Raw genomic sequence first — 14,847 nt, forward strand, 5'->3', positions numbered from 1 at the left:
GACGCGCCTTCGCCAAGGCGGCTGGTCAGCCGCCGCTGCTTTCGGTGCCGGTGGCCGCCGGGTCGGTGGTGCCGGTGGCGCCCATGCCGCCCTGGGCCTGCATCATGGCGTCCATCACCATCATGCTGGGATCGCTGGAGCAGGCCGCCGCGATCTGGGTCATCATGTCGGTGGAGCCTGCCGCCCCGGCCGAGGTGTCGGCCGAGGTCATCTCGGTGTCGGTGACGGCGCCCGTGTCGGTGCCGGCGGCGGCGCCCGCATCCGCGGTGGCCGTGTCGGTGCCGGCCGCAGCCGTGTCGGTGCCGGTCGCGGCGGTGTCGGAGCCGGCGGCGGCCCCGGCGTCAGCGGTCGCCGTGTCGGTGCCCGCGGTCGCCGTGTCGGTGGTGGCGCCGGCCGCGGCCGTGTCGGTGCCGGTGGCCGCGCCGCCGGTCATGCCGCCCGAGGCCATCATCGAGTCGATGGCGCTTTGCTGCCCCGCGCTGTCCATGGCGGTGAAGTCGGCACAGGTCATCGTCGTCATGTCGGTGCTGGCGTCCTGCGCGAAGGCGGGGAGCGCGAGCGCAGTGGTGGCCAGGAACGTTCCGATCAGAATCTTCATCTTGGTCCTCCCGAGACTGCCGCGAAGGGCGGCTGCGGGACGAACACCCCAGCGGAAGATTTGTTCTCTCATCGTCGCATAAATCGGCACGATGCCGCCGATTGAAGCTGAAATTCAGAACAGCAGGAGCCTCATCAGGAGCCTGCCCGGATTGATCCTTTGCCCAGAGACCACGTGCCGGGAGGGGGTCTCCGGGGTCCGGGCCGTCACCCCGCGAACAGTCGCGCGACGGTCGTGCCCGGTGGCCGCGCCAGGGTTGCCAGGCCCACGGCGCGGGGGGCGCGTCCACGACGCGCGGCGGCTGGCCGGGGCGTTCAGGGGAACGCTGTGCCAGTGGGGCGCGGCGCCTGGCCGGACGGGAGCACCGGGATCCCCCCCCGGAGGTGCTGCCCCTCGTCCCGCCCCCCAAAGAGCGTCTCGCCCGGGGACGCCGGTCCCGGACCAGGAGGGGCTGGCGGCGAGCCGTCGCGGGCCGCCCGCCCTCCCGCGGCGGCCCGGAGGGGAGCGGCCTTCCCACGCCCCCGCCGCCCTGCCCCCGGTCCGGGTGGTCCCCGGGGCGGGCCAAGGGCCGGCGAGGGTGCCGCTCCTGATCTCGTCGCAGGCAGGATGGGCGGCAAAGGTTAAGGGGTCGTTACAGCACCGAACGGTCCTCCCCCGGTCCGCGCAACACCCCTGGGAGCGTGGGGCCTACTCGTAGTCCGCGTGGGCCGCGCGCATGGCGTCCATGGCGAGCGTCGTGCTCGCGTTGGCGCAGGAGCTGCGGAGCGCGGACAGCTTGGGATCGGTGGCGACAGGCTGGGCGGCGGCGTCGGCGGCGGGGTCCGACGCGGCCTCGGCGGTCGCGGCGGCGCCGTCGAGGTCGTTGGCGGCCGCGGCGGTCGGCGCGTCGGTCGGGGCGTCGGCGGTCTCGCCTTCGGCCATGGGCAGGGGCTCGCCGTTCATCACGGCGCGCATGTCGAGCATGGCCTGCATCTGCGCGGCCTCGTCGAGGCCCGAGAACTCGGCGCAGGTCAGGGTGGCGTAGGCGGTCGTGGCATCGGTCCCGGCCTCCTGGGCCTGGGCCGGAAGCGCGGCGGCGAGCGCCGCGACGATGAACTGTCTCATGGTCTCCTCCCGTGACGGCCGCAGGGCGCGGCCTGCCCCGGGGCAGCTAGCGGGCCACGGGAGGATGCCAACGGGGGCCGGCGCAGGCCCCCGGGCAGGTCAGGCCAGCTCCGAGAGCCGGGCCAGCGCGGCGCGGAGCTGGGCCTCCTCGGCCTCGCGGGCGGCGAGGTTCTCGCGCGCCTCCTCGACCACCTCCTCGGCCGCCGACTGCACGAAGCGCGGGTTCGACAGGCGGCCCCGCAGCGCGGCGGCCTCCTTGGCGGCCTTGTCGGCGCCCTTGGTCATGCGCGCGATCTCGGCCTGGATGTCGATCAGGCCCTCCAGCGGCAGCGCGAAGGTCGCGCCGGGCGTGGCGACCGTGATCGAACCGCGCGGGGCCGCGCCCTCGGTGGGCGCCTCGATCCGGGCGAGGCGATAGATCAGCGCGCCGTTGCGGGCGAGCGCCTGCCGGGCGGGCACGTCGGCCTCGGTCATCACCACGGGGACGGTGAGGCCGGCGGGGACGTTGAGCTGCGCGCGGGCGGAGCGGACGCCCTCGATGAGGGCGATGGTCCAGCGCATCTCGGCTTCGGACCCGGCATCCACGAGGTCGATGGCCCGGTAGGTCGGCCAGTCGGCGTGGACGAGCATCTTCGCGCGGGCCGCGGTGGTGCCCCAGAGCTCCTCGGTGATGAAGGGCATGAAGGGGTGCATCAGGATCAGGCACTGGTCGAGGACCCAGGCCATGACCTGCTGGGTTTCCCGCTTCAGGCCTTCGTCGCTGCCGGACAGGAGCGGTTTGGAGAACTCCACGTACCAGTCGCAGACCACGCCCCAGACGAAGGCGTGGAGCGCCTGAGCGGCCCCGTCGAAGCGGAACGAGTCGAGCGCGGCGTCCACTTCCTCGCGGATGCGGGCGGTTTCCCCGATGATCCAGCGGTTCACGGGGGCGGTGGCGGCGGGGATGCCCTCGGCGCGCGGGGCCTGGAACACGCCGTTCATCTCCGCGAAGCGGTGGGCGTTCCAGAGCTTGGTGCCGAAGTTGCGGTAGCCCGCGATCCGCGCGGTCGAGAGCTTGAGGTCGCGGCCCATCGCGGCCATCGCCGCGAGCGTGAAGCGCACGGCGTCGGCGCCGTATTCGGCGATGAGGTCCAGGGGGTCGAGGACGTTGCCCAGCGACTTGGACATCTTCTTGCCCTTCTCGTCCCGGACGAGGGCGTGGACGTAGACGGTCCTGAAGGGCACCTCGTTCACCAGGGCGAGCTGCATCATCATCATGCGGGCGACCCAGAAGAAGATGATGTCGAAGCCGGTCACGAGGACGGAGGTCGGGAAGTACCTTTGCAGTTCGGGCGTGTCCTCGGGCCAGCCGAGGGTGCCGAGCGGCCAGAGGCCGGAGGAGAACCAGGTGTCGAGAACGTCGGGGTCGCGCCAGACGGGATAGACGAGCCGGGTCGGGTCCTGCGAGAGATTGTGGTCCGCGAGGCCCTGCGCGAAGGCCTGGGCGGCGGCGTGGCGGTCCTCCACCTCGACCACGCGGGCGTGGTTGAGCGGCGCGGGCAGCCCGGCGAGATCGCCCATGAAGGCGTCGCGGACGCCTTCGTAATCGACGGCGCAATGGTGGCGGGGCTCCTCGCCCACGAAGTCGCGCTGCGTGAGGAGGGTCAGGATCTCCACCTCGTCGAGCGCGTCGTCGCCCTCGTCGTCGGTGAACTGGCCCGCGTGCAGGTCGAGCCCATACCAGACCGGGATCTGGTGGCCCCACCAGAGCTGGCGCGAGATGCACCAGGGCTCGATGTTCTCCAGCCAGTGGAAGTAGACCTTGGCGTCGCGCTCGGGGAGGATCCGGGTGCGTCCGTCGCGCACGGCGTCGAGGGCGGGGCCGACGATCCGGGCGGTGTCCACGAACCACTGGTCGGTCAGCATGGGCTCGATGACCACGTTGGAGCGGTCGCCGAAGGGCTGCATGATCTTCTTGGCCTCGACGAAGGGCACCGGCCCTTCGGCGCTGTCGGTCATGACCGAGAGGCCCTCGGCTTCGATCTGGGAGACGACGAGACGGCGGGCCTCCAGCCGGTCGAGTCCGCGCATGTCCTCGGGGACGAGGTTGATCTGGGAGACGTCGCCCGCCTCGCGCTCGCCCCGCGCGATCTGCCCGGCGAGGGTGGCGGATTCCTCGTAGGACAGGCCGTCGGAGCGCATCCGGGCCTTGGTGTCCATCAGCGCGTAGAGCGGGATGCCGTTGCGCTGGGCAACCCCGTAGTCGTTGAAGTCGTGCGCGCCGGTGATCTTGACCGCGCCCGAGCCGAAGGTCGGATCGGGATACTCGTCGGCGATGATCGGGATGAGGCGGCGGTGCTCTTTGGGCCCGACCGGGATCTCGCAGAGTTGGCCGACGATGGGGGCGTAGCGGGCGTCGGAGGGGTGGACCGCGACGGCACCGTCGCCCAGCATCGTCTCGGGGCGCGTGGTGGCGATGGAGATGTAGTCGCGGACCTCGCGGAAGGTGACGTTCCCGTCGGCGTCCTTCTCGACGTAGTCGTAGGTCGCGCCGTTCGCGAGCGGGTACTTGAAGTGCCACATGTGGCCCGCGACCTCGCGGTTCTCCACCTCGAGGTCGGAGATCGCGGTCTCGAAATGCGGGTCCCAGTTCACGAGGCGCTTGCCCCGGTAGATCAGGCCCTCGTCGTACATCTTCACGAAGACCCCGAGCACCGCGCGCTGGAAGTGCGGGTCCATCGTGAAGGCCTCGCGCGAGTAGTCGCAGGAGGCGCCGAGGCGCCTGAGCTGGCCGATGATCGTGCCGCCGGACTGGGCCTTCCATTCCCAGACCTTTTCCAGGAACTTCTCGCGGCCCATCTCGCGGCGGCCGACATTGCCTTGCTTCGCCAGCTCGCGCTCGACCACCATCTGCGTGGCGATGCCCGCGTGGTCGAGGCCGGGTTGCCAGAGGACGTCGTCGCCCTTCATGCGGTGCCAGCGCGTCAGGATGTCTTGGAGCGTGTTGTTGAAGGCGTGGCCCATGTGCAGCGAGCCCGTCACGTTGGGCGGCGGGATCACGATGGAAAACGGCGTGCCGCCCGGCCTGGCGTTCGCGCCCGCCTTGAAGGCGCCGGAGTCCTCCCACGCCTTCGCGATGCGCGCCTCGGCCTCGGCCGCCCCGAAGTTCTTGTCCATCGCGTCACCCTCCATCATCCGGGGTCGGGGATTAGCGAAAGCCGGGCGCGGGGAAAAGGGCGCAAGGCGCGGGCGACAGGGAACTCGGGCCCGGCACGAAGTCGTTGCGATTCGGCAACCGGGGCGTGCTAGCATCGAGCCATGCACCCCGGCGGAGGACGCCCGTGGATCGCAAGGAGGCCAGCGCGGGACGGGAAACGGAGGCGGCCGTGGACCGCCTGCTGGGCCTGTTCGACCGCCGCCCCCGGATCAAGGAGCGCCGCGCCCGCCACCGGGGGCCCGCGACCCATGTGGTGATCCTCGACGGGACCATGTCCTCGCTGGCGCCGGGGCACGAATCGAACGCGGGGCTGACCTACAAGCTGCTGCGCGAGGTGGGCGCGCGGGCGAACCTGACGCTGTACTACGAGGCCGGGGTCCAGTGGCGCGACTGGAACGGCACGCTGCACGTCATGATGGGCAAGGGCATCAACCGGCAGATCGCGCGCGCCTATGGCTGGGTCGCCTCGCGCTACCGGCCCGGGGACGAGATCATCCTGGTGGGCTATTCCCGCGGGGCCTATGCCTGCCGGAGCCTTGCCGGGATCATCGATCAGGTGGGCCTCCTGCGCGCGGACGCGGCCACGGCGCGCAACGTGCGGACGGCCTTCCGCCACTACCGGCTGGGCGCGCGGAGCGGGACGGTGGAGGCCTTCCGGCGGGTCCACTGCCACGACCGCGTGGAGATCGCGGCGCTGGGCTGCTGGGACACCGTCAAGGCGCTGGGCGTGCGGCTGCCGGTCCTGTGGCGCTGGGCCGAGGCGGCGACGGCCTTCCACAACCACGACGTGGGCCCGCATATCCGCCGCGCCTTTCACGCGCTGGCGCTGCACGAGACGCGGGCGGCTTTCGCGCCGGTGCTCTGGACCTCGCCCGCCGAGCGGCCGGGAGTCGTCGAGCAGGTCTGGTTCCCCGGCAGCCACGGCGACGTGGGCGGGCAGGTCTGCGGCCGGGCCGAGTGCCGCCCGCTGGCCAACATCCCGCTGGTCTGGATGCTGGCGCGGCTGGAGCGGGAGGGCCTGCCGCTGCCCGAGGGCTGGTCCGCGCGTTTTCCCTGCGACACCGGCGCGCCCTCGATCGGAACCTGGTGCGGCTGGGCCAAGATCTTCCTGTCCCGCAGGCGGCGGATCGTGGGGCGGGACCCGTCCGAGCGCCTCCATGCGAGCGCCGAGCCGATGCGGAAGCGGCGGTGGCGGCACGTGCCGGCGGAGTGAGGGGGCAGGGCTCGGAGATGTCCCGTCCCCCCGCGGGATAGGTAGGGCCGGGCAAGGGAGCGGGGCGGGCCTTGCTCCGGGGCGGCCGTCCCGCCACTCTGGGCCCCATGACCGATCCGCGCCTCACGCCGCTTGCCGCCGCCCTGCCCGCGACCGTTCCCTTCACCGGCCCGGAGGCGCTGGAGCGGCGGCTCGGGCGGCCCTTCGCCGCGCGGCTGGGGGCCAACGAGAGCGGATGGGGGCCGTCGCCCCGCGCCGTCGAGGCCATGTCGCGGGCCGCGCGGGACGCCTGGATGTACGGCGACCCGGAGGTGAATGACCTGCGCGCGGCCATCGCGGCGCATCACGGCTGCGATCGGGCGCATGTGGTCGTGGGCGAGGGCATCGACGGGCTTCTGGGGCTGCTGGTGCGGCTGACCGTCGGGCCGGGGACGGCGGTGGCGACCTCGGTCGGCGCCTATCCGACCTTCAACTTCCATGTGGCGGGATTCGGAGGACGGCTCCTGACCGTGCCCTACCGGGACGACGCGGCGAACCCGGAGGCGCTGATGGGTCTGGCGCAGGAGGCGGGCGCGCGGCTGGTCTACATCGCGAACCCGGACAACCCGATGGGCGGGATGCATGGGCCGGAAACGATCCGGCGGATGGTCGAGGCGGTGCCGGACGGCGCGCTGCTGGTGCTGGACGAGGCCTATGCCGAGTTGGCCCCCGAGGGCAGCCTGCCGGAGATCGATCCTGCCGACCCGCGGGTGATCCGGTTCCGCACCTTCTCCAAGGCGCATGGGCTGGCGGGGCTGCGGGTGGGCTATGCGGTCGGGCCCGCGCCGCTGGTGGCGGCCTTCGACCGGGTGCGCAACCACTTTGGCCTGGGGCGGGTCGCGCAGGCGGGGGCGCTGGCGGCGATCGGGGACCGGGACTGGCCGCGCGAGGTCGCGGGGCGGGTGGCGGCGGCGCGGGAGGAGATCGGGCGCGCTGCGCGGGCGGCGGGGCTGAGGCCCCTGCCCTCCTGCACGAACTTCGTGGCGATCGACTGCGGGCGCGACGGGGCCTTCGCGCGGAGGGTGCTGGAGGGGCTGCTGGCGCGCGGGGTCTTCGTGCGGATGCCGGGGGTGGCGCCGCTGGACCGCTGCATCCGGGTGACGGCGGGACCGGAGACGGCGGTGGCCGCCTTCGCCACCGCCCTGCCCGAAGCGCTGGAGGAGGCGGGGCCGTCGGACTAGGTTCGGGGCATCAGCAGCCGGAAGGAGGCCAAGATGATCCGTTCCACCACGTCCCTGATCCTTGCCCTGTCGCTCGCAGCCGGGGCGGCCTGGGCCCAGGAGGCGACCGAGGGCGAGACGAGCGGCGGCGCGGCCGCGCAGGCCACCGAGGACGCCGCAACGGCGGGCGCCGAGGCGATGATGGAGGGCCATGACATGGCCGGGATGGGCCACGGCATGATGATGTCGGACGACCCGGCGATGCAGGACCTCATGGCGCCGATGCACGACATGATGATCGGCATGCCCATGCAGTCCACGGGCGATCTCGACGCCGACTTCCTCCTCATGATGATCCCGCACCACCAGAGCGCCATCGACATGGCCCGCGTCGTGCTGGAGCAGGGCGACGATGAGGAGACCCGCGCCATGGCGCAGGCGATCGTCGACGCGCAGGAGGCCGAGATCGCCGAGATGCAGGCCATGCTGGAGCGGCTGGGCCAGGGCGGCGCGGCGGCCCCGGCCGAAGGCGAAGCGGCGCCGGCCGAGGGTGAGGCCGCGACGGAGTAGGCCGGGCTCAGGCCCCGGCCACGACCCGGGCGGCGGCGTCGAGCGCGCCGTCGCCGTGGGGGATGGCCAGCGCCTTGAGCCCCGCGTCGAGCGAGGCCAGCGCCCCCAGCACCATATGGGCGTTGACATGACCCATGTGGCCGATGCGGAAGAAGGCCGAGGCGGGCTCGCGCCCCAGGCCGATGCCGAGCGTGACGCCGGTGGTCGCCTTGGTCCAGCGGCGCAGGGCGTCGGCCTGCCCCTCCCCCAGTCCCAGCGCGGTGATGGCGTGGGAGCGCGCCTGCGGGTCGGGGACGTTGAGGCGGAGGGGACCGCCCTGCCCCCAGGCCTCGGCGGCGGCCCAGACAGCGCGGGCGAGCGTCGCGTGGCGCGCCCAGACGTTGGTCAAGCCCTCCTCTTCGATCATGTCGAGAGCCTCGCGCAGGCCGTAGAGCGCCTGGGCCGGCGCGGTGCCGAACCAGTGGCGCCAGAAGGCGTCGGGGTCGGCGCGGCCCACCCAGTCCCAGTAGGGGGTGACGAGGCTGGCTCGGGCGCGCGCCTGCGCCGCTCGGTCGTTGAACCACAGGAAGGCGAGGCCGGGCGGGCACATCAGGCCCTTCTGCGAGGCGGCGAGCGTCACGTCGGCGCCCCACGCATCCATCTCGAAGCGGTCGCAACCCAGGGAAGCCACGCAGTCGGCCATGAGGAGGGCCGGATGCCCCGCGGCGTCGAGCGCGGCGCGCGCCCCGGCGATGTCGCTGCGGACGGAGGTCGAAGTGTCGACGTGGACGGCCAAGACCGCCTTGATGCGGCGGTCGCGGTCGGCGCGCAGGGCCGCCTCGATCCGGGCGGGGTCGAAGGGGGCGGAAGGGCCGAAGTCGATGGTCTCGACCTCCAGCCCCAGACCCTGCGCCACGCCCGCCCAGCCGCGCCCGAAATGGCCGCAAAGGGGCACGAGGACCCGGTCGCCACGCGAGAGGACGTTGACGAGCGAGGCCTCCCAGGCGGCGTGGCCGTTGCCGATGTAGATCGCCGCCTTGTGGCGCGTCGCCGCGACGGCGCGCAGGGACGGGATCAGGGTGGCGGTGAGGTCCACGATCTCGCCTTCGTAAATGTCGGGCGAAGCGCGGTGCATGGCGCGCAGCACCCGGTCGGGCACCACCGAGGGGCCGGGGATGGCGAGGTAGGAGCGGCCTTGGGCGAGCATGGAACCTCCGGTGGTGCGGACCGCCCAGACCTAGCCGGGGCGGTGCGGCGGCGCCAGCGTCGCTTGTGGCGCGGCGCCGCCCGGCCTAGATGGCGCGGACAGGGACGAAGCGAGGGCGACGTGGGCCGGATCGAGAGATTGCTGCGCGGCGCGCCGGACGCGGCGCTGGTCGGCGTCCGACGGGACGCCCACGCGGCCCCGTGCGCTGCAACGCTGCGGCAACTTCCTGAGGTCTTTCGCAGGCTGGAGCGGCCCTTCCTGCTCCACTGCAAGTCGGGGGCCGACCGCTCGGGGCTCGCGAGAGCGCTCTGTGTCCTCCACGAAGGGGCGGCGGTTGCCCAGGCGCGCCGGCACCTGTCGCTGCGCTACCTGCATATGTGCCGCGCCTCGGCGGGCGTGCTGGGGCGCGTGCTGGACCACCGCTCGCGGTGGCTCGAACAGGGGCCGTCAGGGATCGAGAATTGGGTCCGTTCGGGCTACGACCCCGAAGCCGCCCAGGCGGGGTTCGAACGGTGAGCGGGACGCGCGGCGACTGGCGCTGGCTCTGGCGCGGCTACCTGCGGCCCCATTGGCCCTGGCTGGCGCTGGCCATCGTCCTGATGGCGGTGGAGGGCGCGTCGCTGGGGCTCTTCGCCCGCTTCATCGAGCCCATGTTCGACCGCGTCTTCGTGGCGCGCGAGGAAGGCGCGATCTGGACGGTGGGTCTGGCCATCGCCGGGATCTTCGTGCTGCGGGCCTTCACGGCGGCCGGGCACCGGGTGATCCTGGCGCGCGTGAACGAGCGCGCCTCGGCCGTGCTGCGCCGGGATCTCCTGGGGCACCTGATGGCGCTGGATGCCGACTTCCACCAGGCGCATCCGCCCGGCGTTCTGATCGAGCGCGTGCAGGGCGACGTGCAGGCGCTGGGCGGGGTCTGGACCACGCTGGTGACGGGGCTGGCGCGGGACGCGGTGTCGCTCCTGTCGCTGCTGATCGTGGCGCTGACGGTGGATTGGGAATGGACGGTGGTGGCGCTGGTGGGGTTTCCGCTTTTGGTGCTGCCCTCGGTGCTGCTTCAGCGCTCGGTGCGACGGCGCGCGGGGGCGGCGCGCGAGGCGGCGGCGGACATGGCCACCCGGCTCGACGAGGTGTTCCACGGGCTCGCCGCCATCAAGCTCAACGGGCTCGAGGGCTATCAGGCGCGGCGATTCGACGGCCTTCTCGCGCGGCGGGTCCGGGCGGAGGTGCGGGGCGCCGCGGCGCGGGCGACCATGCCCGCGCTCGTGGACATCATGTCGGGCGCGGCCTTCCTGGCGGTGCTGGTCTGGGGCGGCTCCGAGATCGTCGCGGGCGAGCGCACGGTGGGCGAGTTCATGGCCTTCTTCACCGCCATGTCGCTGGCCTTCGATCCGCTGCGGCGGCTGGCCAACCTGTCGGGGACCTGGAGCCAGGCGCAGGCCAGCGTGGAGCGGCTGCGCGGCGTTCTGGAAATCCGGCCGCGGCTCGTATCGCCCGCCCGGCCCGTGGCGCCGCCTCAGGGCGCGCCCGCGGTCGAGCTGCGCGACGTGCATCTGAGCTATGGCGGGCATCCGGTGCTGCGGGGACTGACCTTCACCGCCGAGGCCGGGCGGACCACGGCGCTGGTGGGCGCATCCGGCGCAGGCAAGAGCACGGTGTTCAACCTGCTCACCCGGCTCGTGGACCCCCAGCGGGGCGAGGTGCGGGTGGGCGGCGTGGACGTCGCGGCCATGGACCTGAGGGAGCTGCGGAGGCTGTTCAGCGTGGTGTCGCAGGACGCGCTGCTGTTCGACGAGACGGTGCGGGACAACATCCTGCTGGGGCGCGAGGGCGTGAGCGAGGCGCGGCTGCACGCCGCCCTGGACGCCGCGCACGTGGCCGACTTCCTTCCCTCGCTGGCCCGGGGGCTCGACAGCCCGGCGGGGCCGCGCGGCTCGGCGCTGTCGGGCGGTCAGCGGCAGCGGGTCGCCATTGCGCGGGCGCTGCTGCGCGACACTCCGGTGCTGCTTCTGGACGAGGCGACCTCGGCGCTCGACACCCGGTCGGAGGCGCTGGTCCAGGACGCGCTGGAGCGGCTGTCGGCCGGGCGCACGACCCTGGTGATCGCGCACCGTCTGTCCACCGTGCGCGACGCCGACAAGATCGTGGTGATCGACCGGGGCCAGATGGCCGACGAGGGCACGCACGAGGAGCTTCTGGCGCGCGGGGGGCTTTACGCGGAGCTTCACCGTCTCCAGTTCGGGGAGACGGAGGACGGGCCGTCCGCCTCCGTGGGATCGTAGGGGAGACGGGCGCATGGACGGACGGGCGGTCATCGAGGTGACGGGCGCGGATCGGGAGGAATTCCTGCAGGGGCTCGTGACCAACAACCTGCGGGGGCTGAAGGACGGGCTCGTCTATGCGGCGCTGTTGACGCCGCAGGGCAAGTACCTTGCCGACTTCCTCCTGAAGGCGGACGGGGACCGCATCCTGCTCGATGTGGCCGAGGGGCTGGCGGGGGGGCTTCTGCAGCGGCTGTCCATGTACCGGCTGCGGGCCGACGTGCGGCTGGCGCCCACGGACCTGAGGGTGCGGCGCGGCACCGGCCCTGCGCCCGAGGGCGCCCTGCCCGATCCGCGCCATTCGGCCCTGGGCTGGCGGCTCTATGGGGCCGAGGGGGGCGATGACGGGACGGACTGGGACGCGGTCCGGGTGGCCGGGGTGATTCCCGAGACCGGGATCGAGCTGACGCCCGAGACCTACATCCTGGAGGCCGGGTTCGAGCGGCTCCACGGCGTGGACTTCCGCAAGGGCTGCTACGTGGGCCAGGAGGTCACGGCCCGGATGAAGCACAAGACCGAGTTGCGGAAGGGCCTGACCGGCGTCGCGGTGGAGGGCGAGGCGCCGGTGGGCACGCCCGTCCTGACGGCGGACGGGCGCGAGGCCGGGGTGCTTTACACGCAGAGCGGCGGGCGCGGGATCGCCCACCTGCGCTTCGACCGGGCCGAGGGTCCGCTGACGGCGGGCGCGGCGAGGGTCCGCGTGGACGGTCAGAACACCAGATAGGGCTCGACCGGCCCCAGGTAGCCCGCCAGCACCACCATTGCGCCGCCGTCGAGGTGGATGTGGGTGCCCTTATCGAACTGCAGGATCTCCACGTCGGCCATGCCGCCCGCGGCCTCGATCTCGATGCGATCGCCCCGGCGGCCGTTGAAGTCGAAGATGGTGTCCTCGCCGAAGGTGCCGGTGCGGAAGACAAAGCGGTCGGCCCCGCCGCCGCCCCAGGCGTGGTCATCGCCCCCCGACAGCACGAAGCGGTCGCGCCCGCTCAGCCCGAAGAAATCGTTGTTGCGCCGATCGTCGATCATGGTGTCGCGCCCTTCGGTCCCGACCGCGCCCTCGATTCCGACGAGCCGGTCGCGCGACCCGAACTCGTCGATGGCGAAGCCTTGGGCGAGGTTGGTGGTCGTGCGGGTTCCGGCCCCGGTGCGCCCGAGATACTCGACCATGTCGAACCCGTCCCTGCCTTCGATCCGATCCCGGCCCGCCCCGCCCCAGAAGCCTTGGTCGCCACCGGAGCCCCGCAGGGTGTCGGCCAGGAACGTACCCCCGATCGCCTCGATCGCGGACACGATGTCGACCCGGCCGTCGGGGCCACGCACGGTCCCGAGCCGCAGGTCGGCCACGATGCCCCTGGCGTCGGCCGGGTCCCGCCAAAGCCAAGGCTCGTAGCTCAGATAGTCCCAGCCGGTGCCGCCCACGTAGCGGTCCGCCCCGCCCAGGTCGTAGATGGTGTCGTTGCCGCTCTGGGCGGAGACCGTATCGGCGAACTGGCTGGTCACGAGGTTGTCGCGGGTCTCATACTGGTCGTTGGACTGCCGTCCGCCAATCATGGTCAGGCCGGGCCGGGCGAGGCGCTGATAAAGGCCAGCGCCGCTGTTCTCCTCGACCATAAGCTGAAAGAGCGACGCGTCGAATGACAGCCCGCGGAGCTCGGCCGCGCGATGGCCGTCGTCGTCGCGGTACTCGAGCTTCGTGATCCGGTCGCCCGACAGGGTCACGACGATGTCGGTGGCCTGCACCCCGGAGTCGAGCTGCCCGTTCTCGGCCGCGTCATATCTCATGCGCCACCGGGTCGGGCTCAGCTTGACAATGTCGTAGTCGGCCAGTTCATCCCATGCCCATATGGCACTGGCATGGGCTGCGTAGATCTGAAAGGTGGGCACGTCCTGTCTCCTCCGCCAATGCCCATTTCTTGGGCGTCGACAGAGTAGCACGTCGCAACTTCGACATTACTGTCGCAGATCAAGGCGCAATCATGCACCCGTGATCGGGGCGCGTCAGGTCAGGAACGCGAAGCGGCGGGCGAGGTCGTCCCAGGCGGCCTGCGAACCCGCGGCGAGGAGCACCCCGTCGATCCGGTTCGCGTCGTAGGGCTGCCCGTCAAGGAAGCGGGCGACCCCGCCCGCCTGCTCGACCGCGAGGACGCCGGCGGCGTGGTCCCAGGGATGCGGCGTGGGGCCGGACAGGCAGAACTCGGCGTTACCTTGCGCGACCATGCGGTATTCGTGCAGTGCGCAGCGCAGGCCGGTGATGCGCAGGAAGTCGGGGAAGACCTTCACGATCCGTTCGCGCGAGTCGCGCGGGAACAGGCCGAGCGGCATGTAGCCGGTGAGGTTCTCGGCGTTCGCCTCGACCGAGGTCGCGAGCGGGCGGACGACGCCCCGGGCGGTTTCGAAGCGCGTGGGCTCGCCCGGCGCCGCCTCGATCCAGTCGTCCATGACGGGATCGTAGAGCAGGCCCCAGACGGGGATGCCCCGGCGCAGGACGGCGAGGAGCACGCCGAAGACGGCGAGCCCCTTGGCGAAGTTCCATGTGCCGTCCACCGGGTCGATGACGACGCAGAGTTCGGCCGTGCTCATCTGCGCGCGCAGGGACTTGTCGGCGCTGACGGATTCCTCGCCCAAGACCACCGCCTCGGGCCAGGCGGCGCGGACGACGGCGGCGATCTGCGCCTCGGCCTCGGTGTCGGCCAGCGTCACGAGATCGGCGGGGCCGGTCTTGGTGGAGATGTCGGCAGGGTCGAGCGCGCGGAAGCGCGGCATGATGCGGTCGCGCGCGGCGTCGCGCACGGCCCGCAGGAGAAGGTCGCGCTGGGCGGCGGTGATGGGTTCAGGCACGCTCGGAATACTCCATCGACTCGGTGTTGACGACGACGCGCTCGCCCTCGCCGATGAAGGGCGGCACGAGGATGCGCAGGCCGTTGTCGAGGATCGCGGGCTTGAAGCTGTTGGCGGCGGTCTGGCCGCGCTGCACGGGATCCGTCGAGGCGATGGTGCAGGTGACCTTGGGGGGAAGGGCCACGTTCAGCGCCTCCTCGCCCACGTATTCGATGCGGACGGTCATGCCGTCCTGAAGGAAGGGCCGGCGTTCGCCCAGGAGGTCGGCCGCAAGCTCGATCTGCTCGAAGGTGGTGCTGTCCATGAAGGTCAACATCCCGTCCGTCTCGTAGAGGAACTGCTGGTCCTTCTTCTCCAGCTCGACGGTCTCGACCTTGTCGGCCGAGCGGAAGCGCTCGTTGAGCTTGCGGCCGTCGCGCAGGTTCTTGAGCTCCACCTGCGCGAAGGCCCCGCCCTTGCCGGGCTTGACGTGGTCGACCTTCACCGCCGCCCAGAGCCCGCCGTCGTGGTCGAGGATGGCGCCGGGACGGATCTCGTTGCCGTTGATACGGGGCATGGGCGAAACTCCGCTGACATGGGCGTGAGCGCGGTTGATCGCCGCGCCAGCGGTCCCATATCGCCGGGC

At 72.2% G+C, this 14,847-nt stretch carries 13 protein-coding genes; 6 read left to right on the forward strand and 7 right to left on the reverse strand.

Annotation, left to right across the window (positions count from 1 at the left end):
* Positions 1–25 precede the first annotated feature (25 nt).
* The 3 genes from FHG71_RS07195 to FHG71_RS07205 all read right to left on the reverse strand — a co-directional run bounded on the left by FHG71_RS07195 (position 26) and on the right by FHG71_RS07205 (position 4,858).
* Complete coding sequence (locus tag FHG71_RS07195) at positions 26–598, reverse strand: hypothetical protein (RefSeq protein ID WP_176559318.1); 573 nt, start codon at positions 596–598, stop codon at positions 26–28.
* Positions 599–1,285: 687 nt separating this feature from the next.
* Positions 1,286–1,702 carry a hypothetical protein gene (locus tag FHG71_RS07200; protein ID WP_139080950.1) on the reverse strand — a complete coding sequence of 139 codons (417 nt, stop codon included), beginning with the start codon at positions 1,700–1,702 and terminating at the stop codon, positions 1,286–1,288.
* A gap of 99 nt (positions 1,703–1,801) precedes the next feature.
* On the reverse strand, positions 1,802–4,858 hold the full coding sequence (locus tag FHG71_RS07205; RefSeq protein WP_246045370.1) for a valine--tRNA ligase: 3,057 nt from the start codon (positions 4,856–4,858) through the stop codon (positions 1,802–1,804).
* A 164-nt stretch (positions 4,859–5,022) separates the two neighbouring features.
* Between FHG71_RS07205 and FHG71_RS07210 the strand changes: the two genes are divergently transcribed.
* The 3 genes from FHG71_RS07210 to FHG71_RS07220 all read left to right on the forward strand — a co-directional run bounded on the left by FHG71_RS07210 (position 5,023) and on the right by FHG71_RS07220 (position 7,880).
* Positions 5,023–6,111 carry a DUF2235 domain-containing protein gene (locus FHG71_RS07210; RefSeq protein WP_425467335.1) on the forward strand — a complete coding sequence of 363 codons (1,089 nt, stop codon included), beginning with the start codon at positions 5,023–5,025 and terminating at the stop codon, positions 6,109–6,111.
* 107 nt (positions 6,112–6,218) lie between these two features.
* Positions 6,219–7,331: a pyridoxal phosphate-dependent aminotransferase gene (locus FHG71_RS07215; protein WP_139080952.1), complete on the forward strand. Its 1,113-nt coding sequence runs from the start codon at positions 6,219–6,221 to the stop codon at positions 7,329–7,331.
* 33 nt (positions 7,332–7,364) lie between these two features.
* On the forward strand, positions 7,365–7,880 hold the full coding sequence (locus FHG71_RS07220; RefSeq protein ID WP_139080953.1) for a DUF305 domain-containing protein: 516 nt from the start codon (positions 7,365–7,367) through the stop codon (positions 7,878–7,880).
* A 7-nt stretch (positions 7,881–7,887) separates the two neighbouring features.
* Here the strand turns inward: FHG71_RS07220 and FHG71_RS07225 are convergent, their stop codons facing one another.
* Positions 7,888–9,066, reverse strand: coding sequence for a pyridoxal-phosphate-dependent aminotransferase family protein (locus tag FHG71_RS07225; RefSeq protein ID WP_139080954.1), 1,179 nt, complete (start codon positions 9,064–9,066; stop codon positions 7,888–7,890).
* A gap of 120 nt (positions 9,067–9,186) precedes the next feature.
* Between FHG71_RS07225 and FHG71_RS07230 the strand changes: the two genes are divergently transcribed.
* Genes FHG71_RS07230 through ygfZ form a run of 3 tightly spaced genes read left to right on the forward strand, consistent with a single transcriptional unit; the run spans position 9,187 to position 12,108 of the window.
* On the forward strand, positions 9,187–9,582 hold the full coding sequence (locus FHG71_RS07230; RefSeq protein ID WP_139080955.1) for a protein-tyrosine phosphatase family protein: 396 nt from the start codon (positions 9,187–9,189) through the stop codon (positions 9,580–9,582).
* Complete coding sequence (locus FHG71_RS07235; protein ID WP_246045371.1) at positions 9,579–11,345, forward strand: ABC transporter ATP-binding protein; 1,767 nt, start codon at positions 9,579–9,581, stop codon at positions 11,343–11,345. The genes FHG71_RS07230 and FHG71_RS07235 overlap by 4 nt, the downstream gene beginning before the upstream one ends.
* A 13-nt stretch (positions 11,346–11,358) precedes the next feature.
* Positions 11,359–12,108 (forward strand): CAF17-like 4Fe-4S cluster assembly/insertion protein YgfZ, encoded by a 750-nt coding sequence (gene ygfZ / locus FHG71_RS07240; RefSeq protein ID WP_139080956.1) that lies wholly within the window; start codon positions 11,359–11,361, stop codon positions 12,106–12,108.
* Here ygfZ and FHG71_RS07245 read toward each other — a convergent pair.
* The 3 genes from FHG71_RS07245 to efp form a co-directional block, all read right to left on the reverse strand.
* Entirely contained in the window at positions 12,093–13,268 is a 1,176-nt protein-coding gene (locus FHG71_RS07245) for a calcium-binding protein (RefSeq protein ID WP_139080957.1), read from the reverse strand. The genes ygfZ and FHG71_RS07245 overlap by 16 nt on opposite strands.
* A gap of 114 nt (positions 13,269–13,382) precedes the next feature.
* The gene (locus tag FHG71_RS07250; RefSeq protein ID WP_139080958.1) at positions 13,383–14,222 is read right to left on the reverse strand and encodes an inositol monophosphatase family protein; all 840 of its coding nucleotides are present in this window, start codon (positions 14,220–14,222) and stop codon (positions 13,383–13,385) included.
* Positions 14,215–14,778, reverse strand: coding sequence for an elongation factor P (efp, locus tag FHG71_RS07255; RefSeq protein WP_139080959.1), 564 nt, complete (start codon positions 14,776–14,778; stop codon positions 14,215–14,217). The genes FHG71_RS07250 and efp overlap by 8 nt, the downstream gene beginning before the upstream one ends.
* Positions 14,779–14,847: the final 69 nt, after the last annotated feature.

The sequence above is a fragment of the Rubellimicrobium roseum genome, assembly GCF_006152145.1.
Taxonomy (GTDB): Bacteria; Pseudomonadota; Alphaproteobacteria; order Rhodobacterales; family Rhodobacteraceae; genus Rubellimicrobium; species Rubellimicrobium roseum.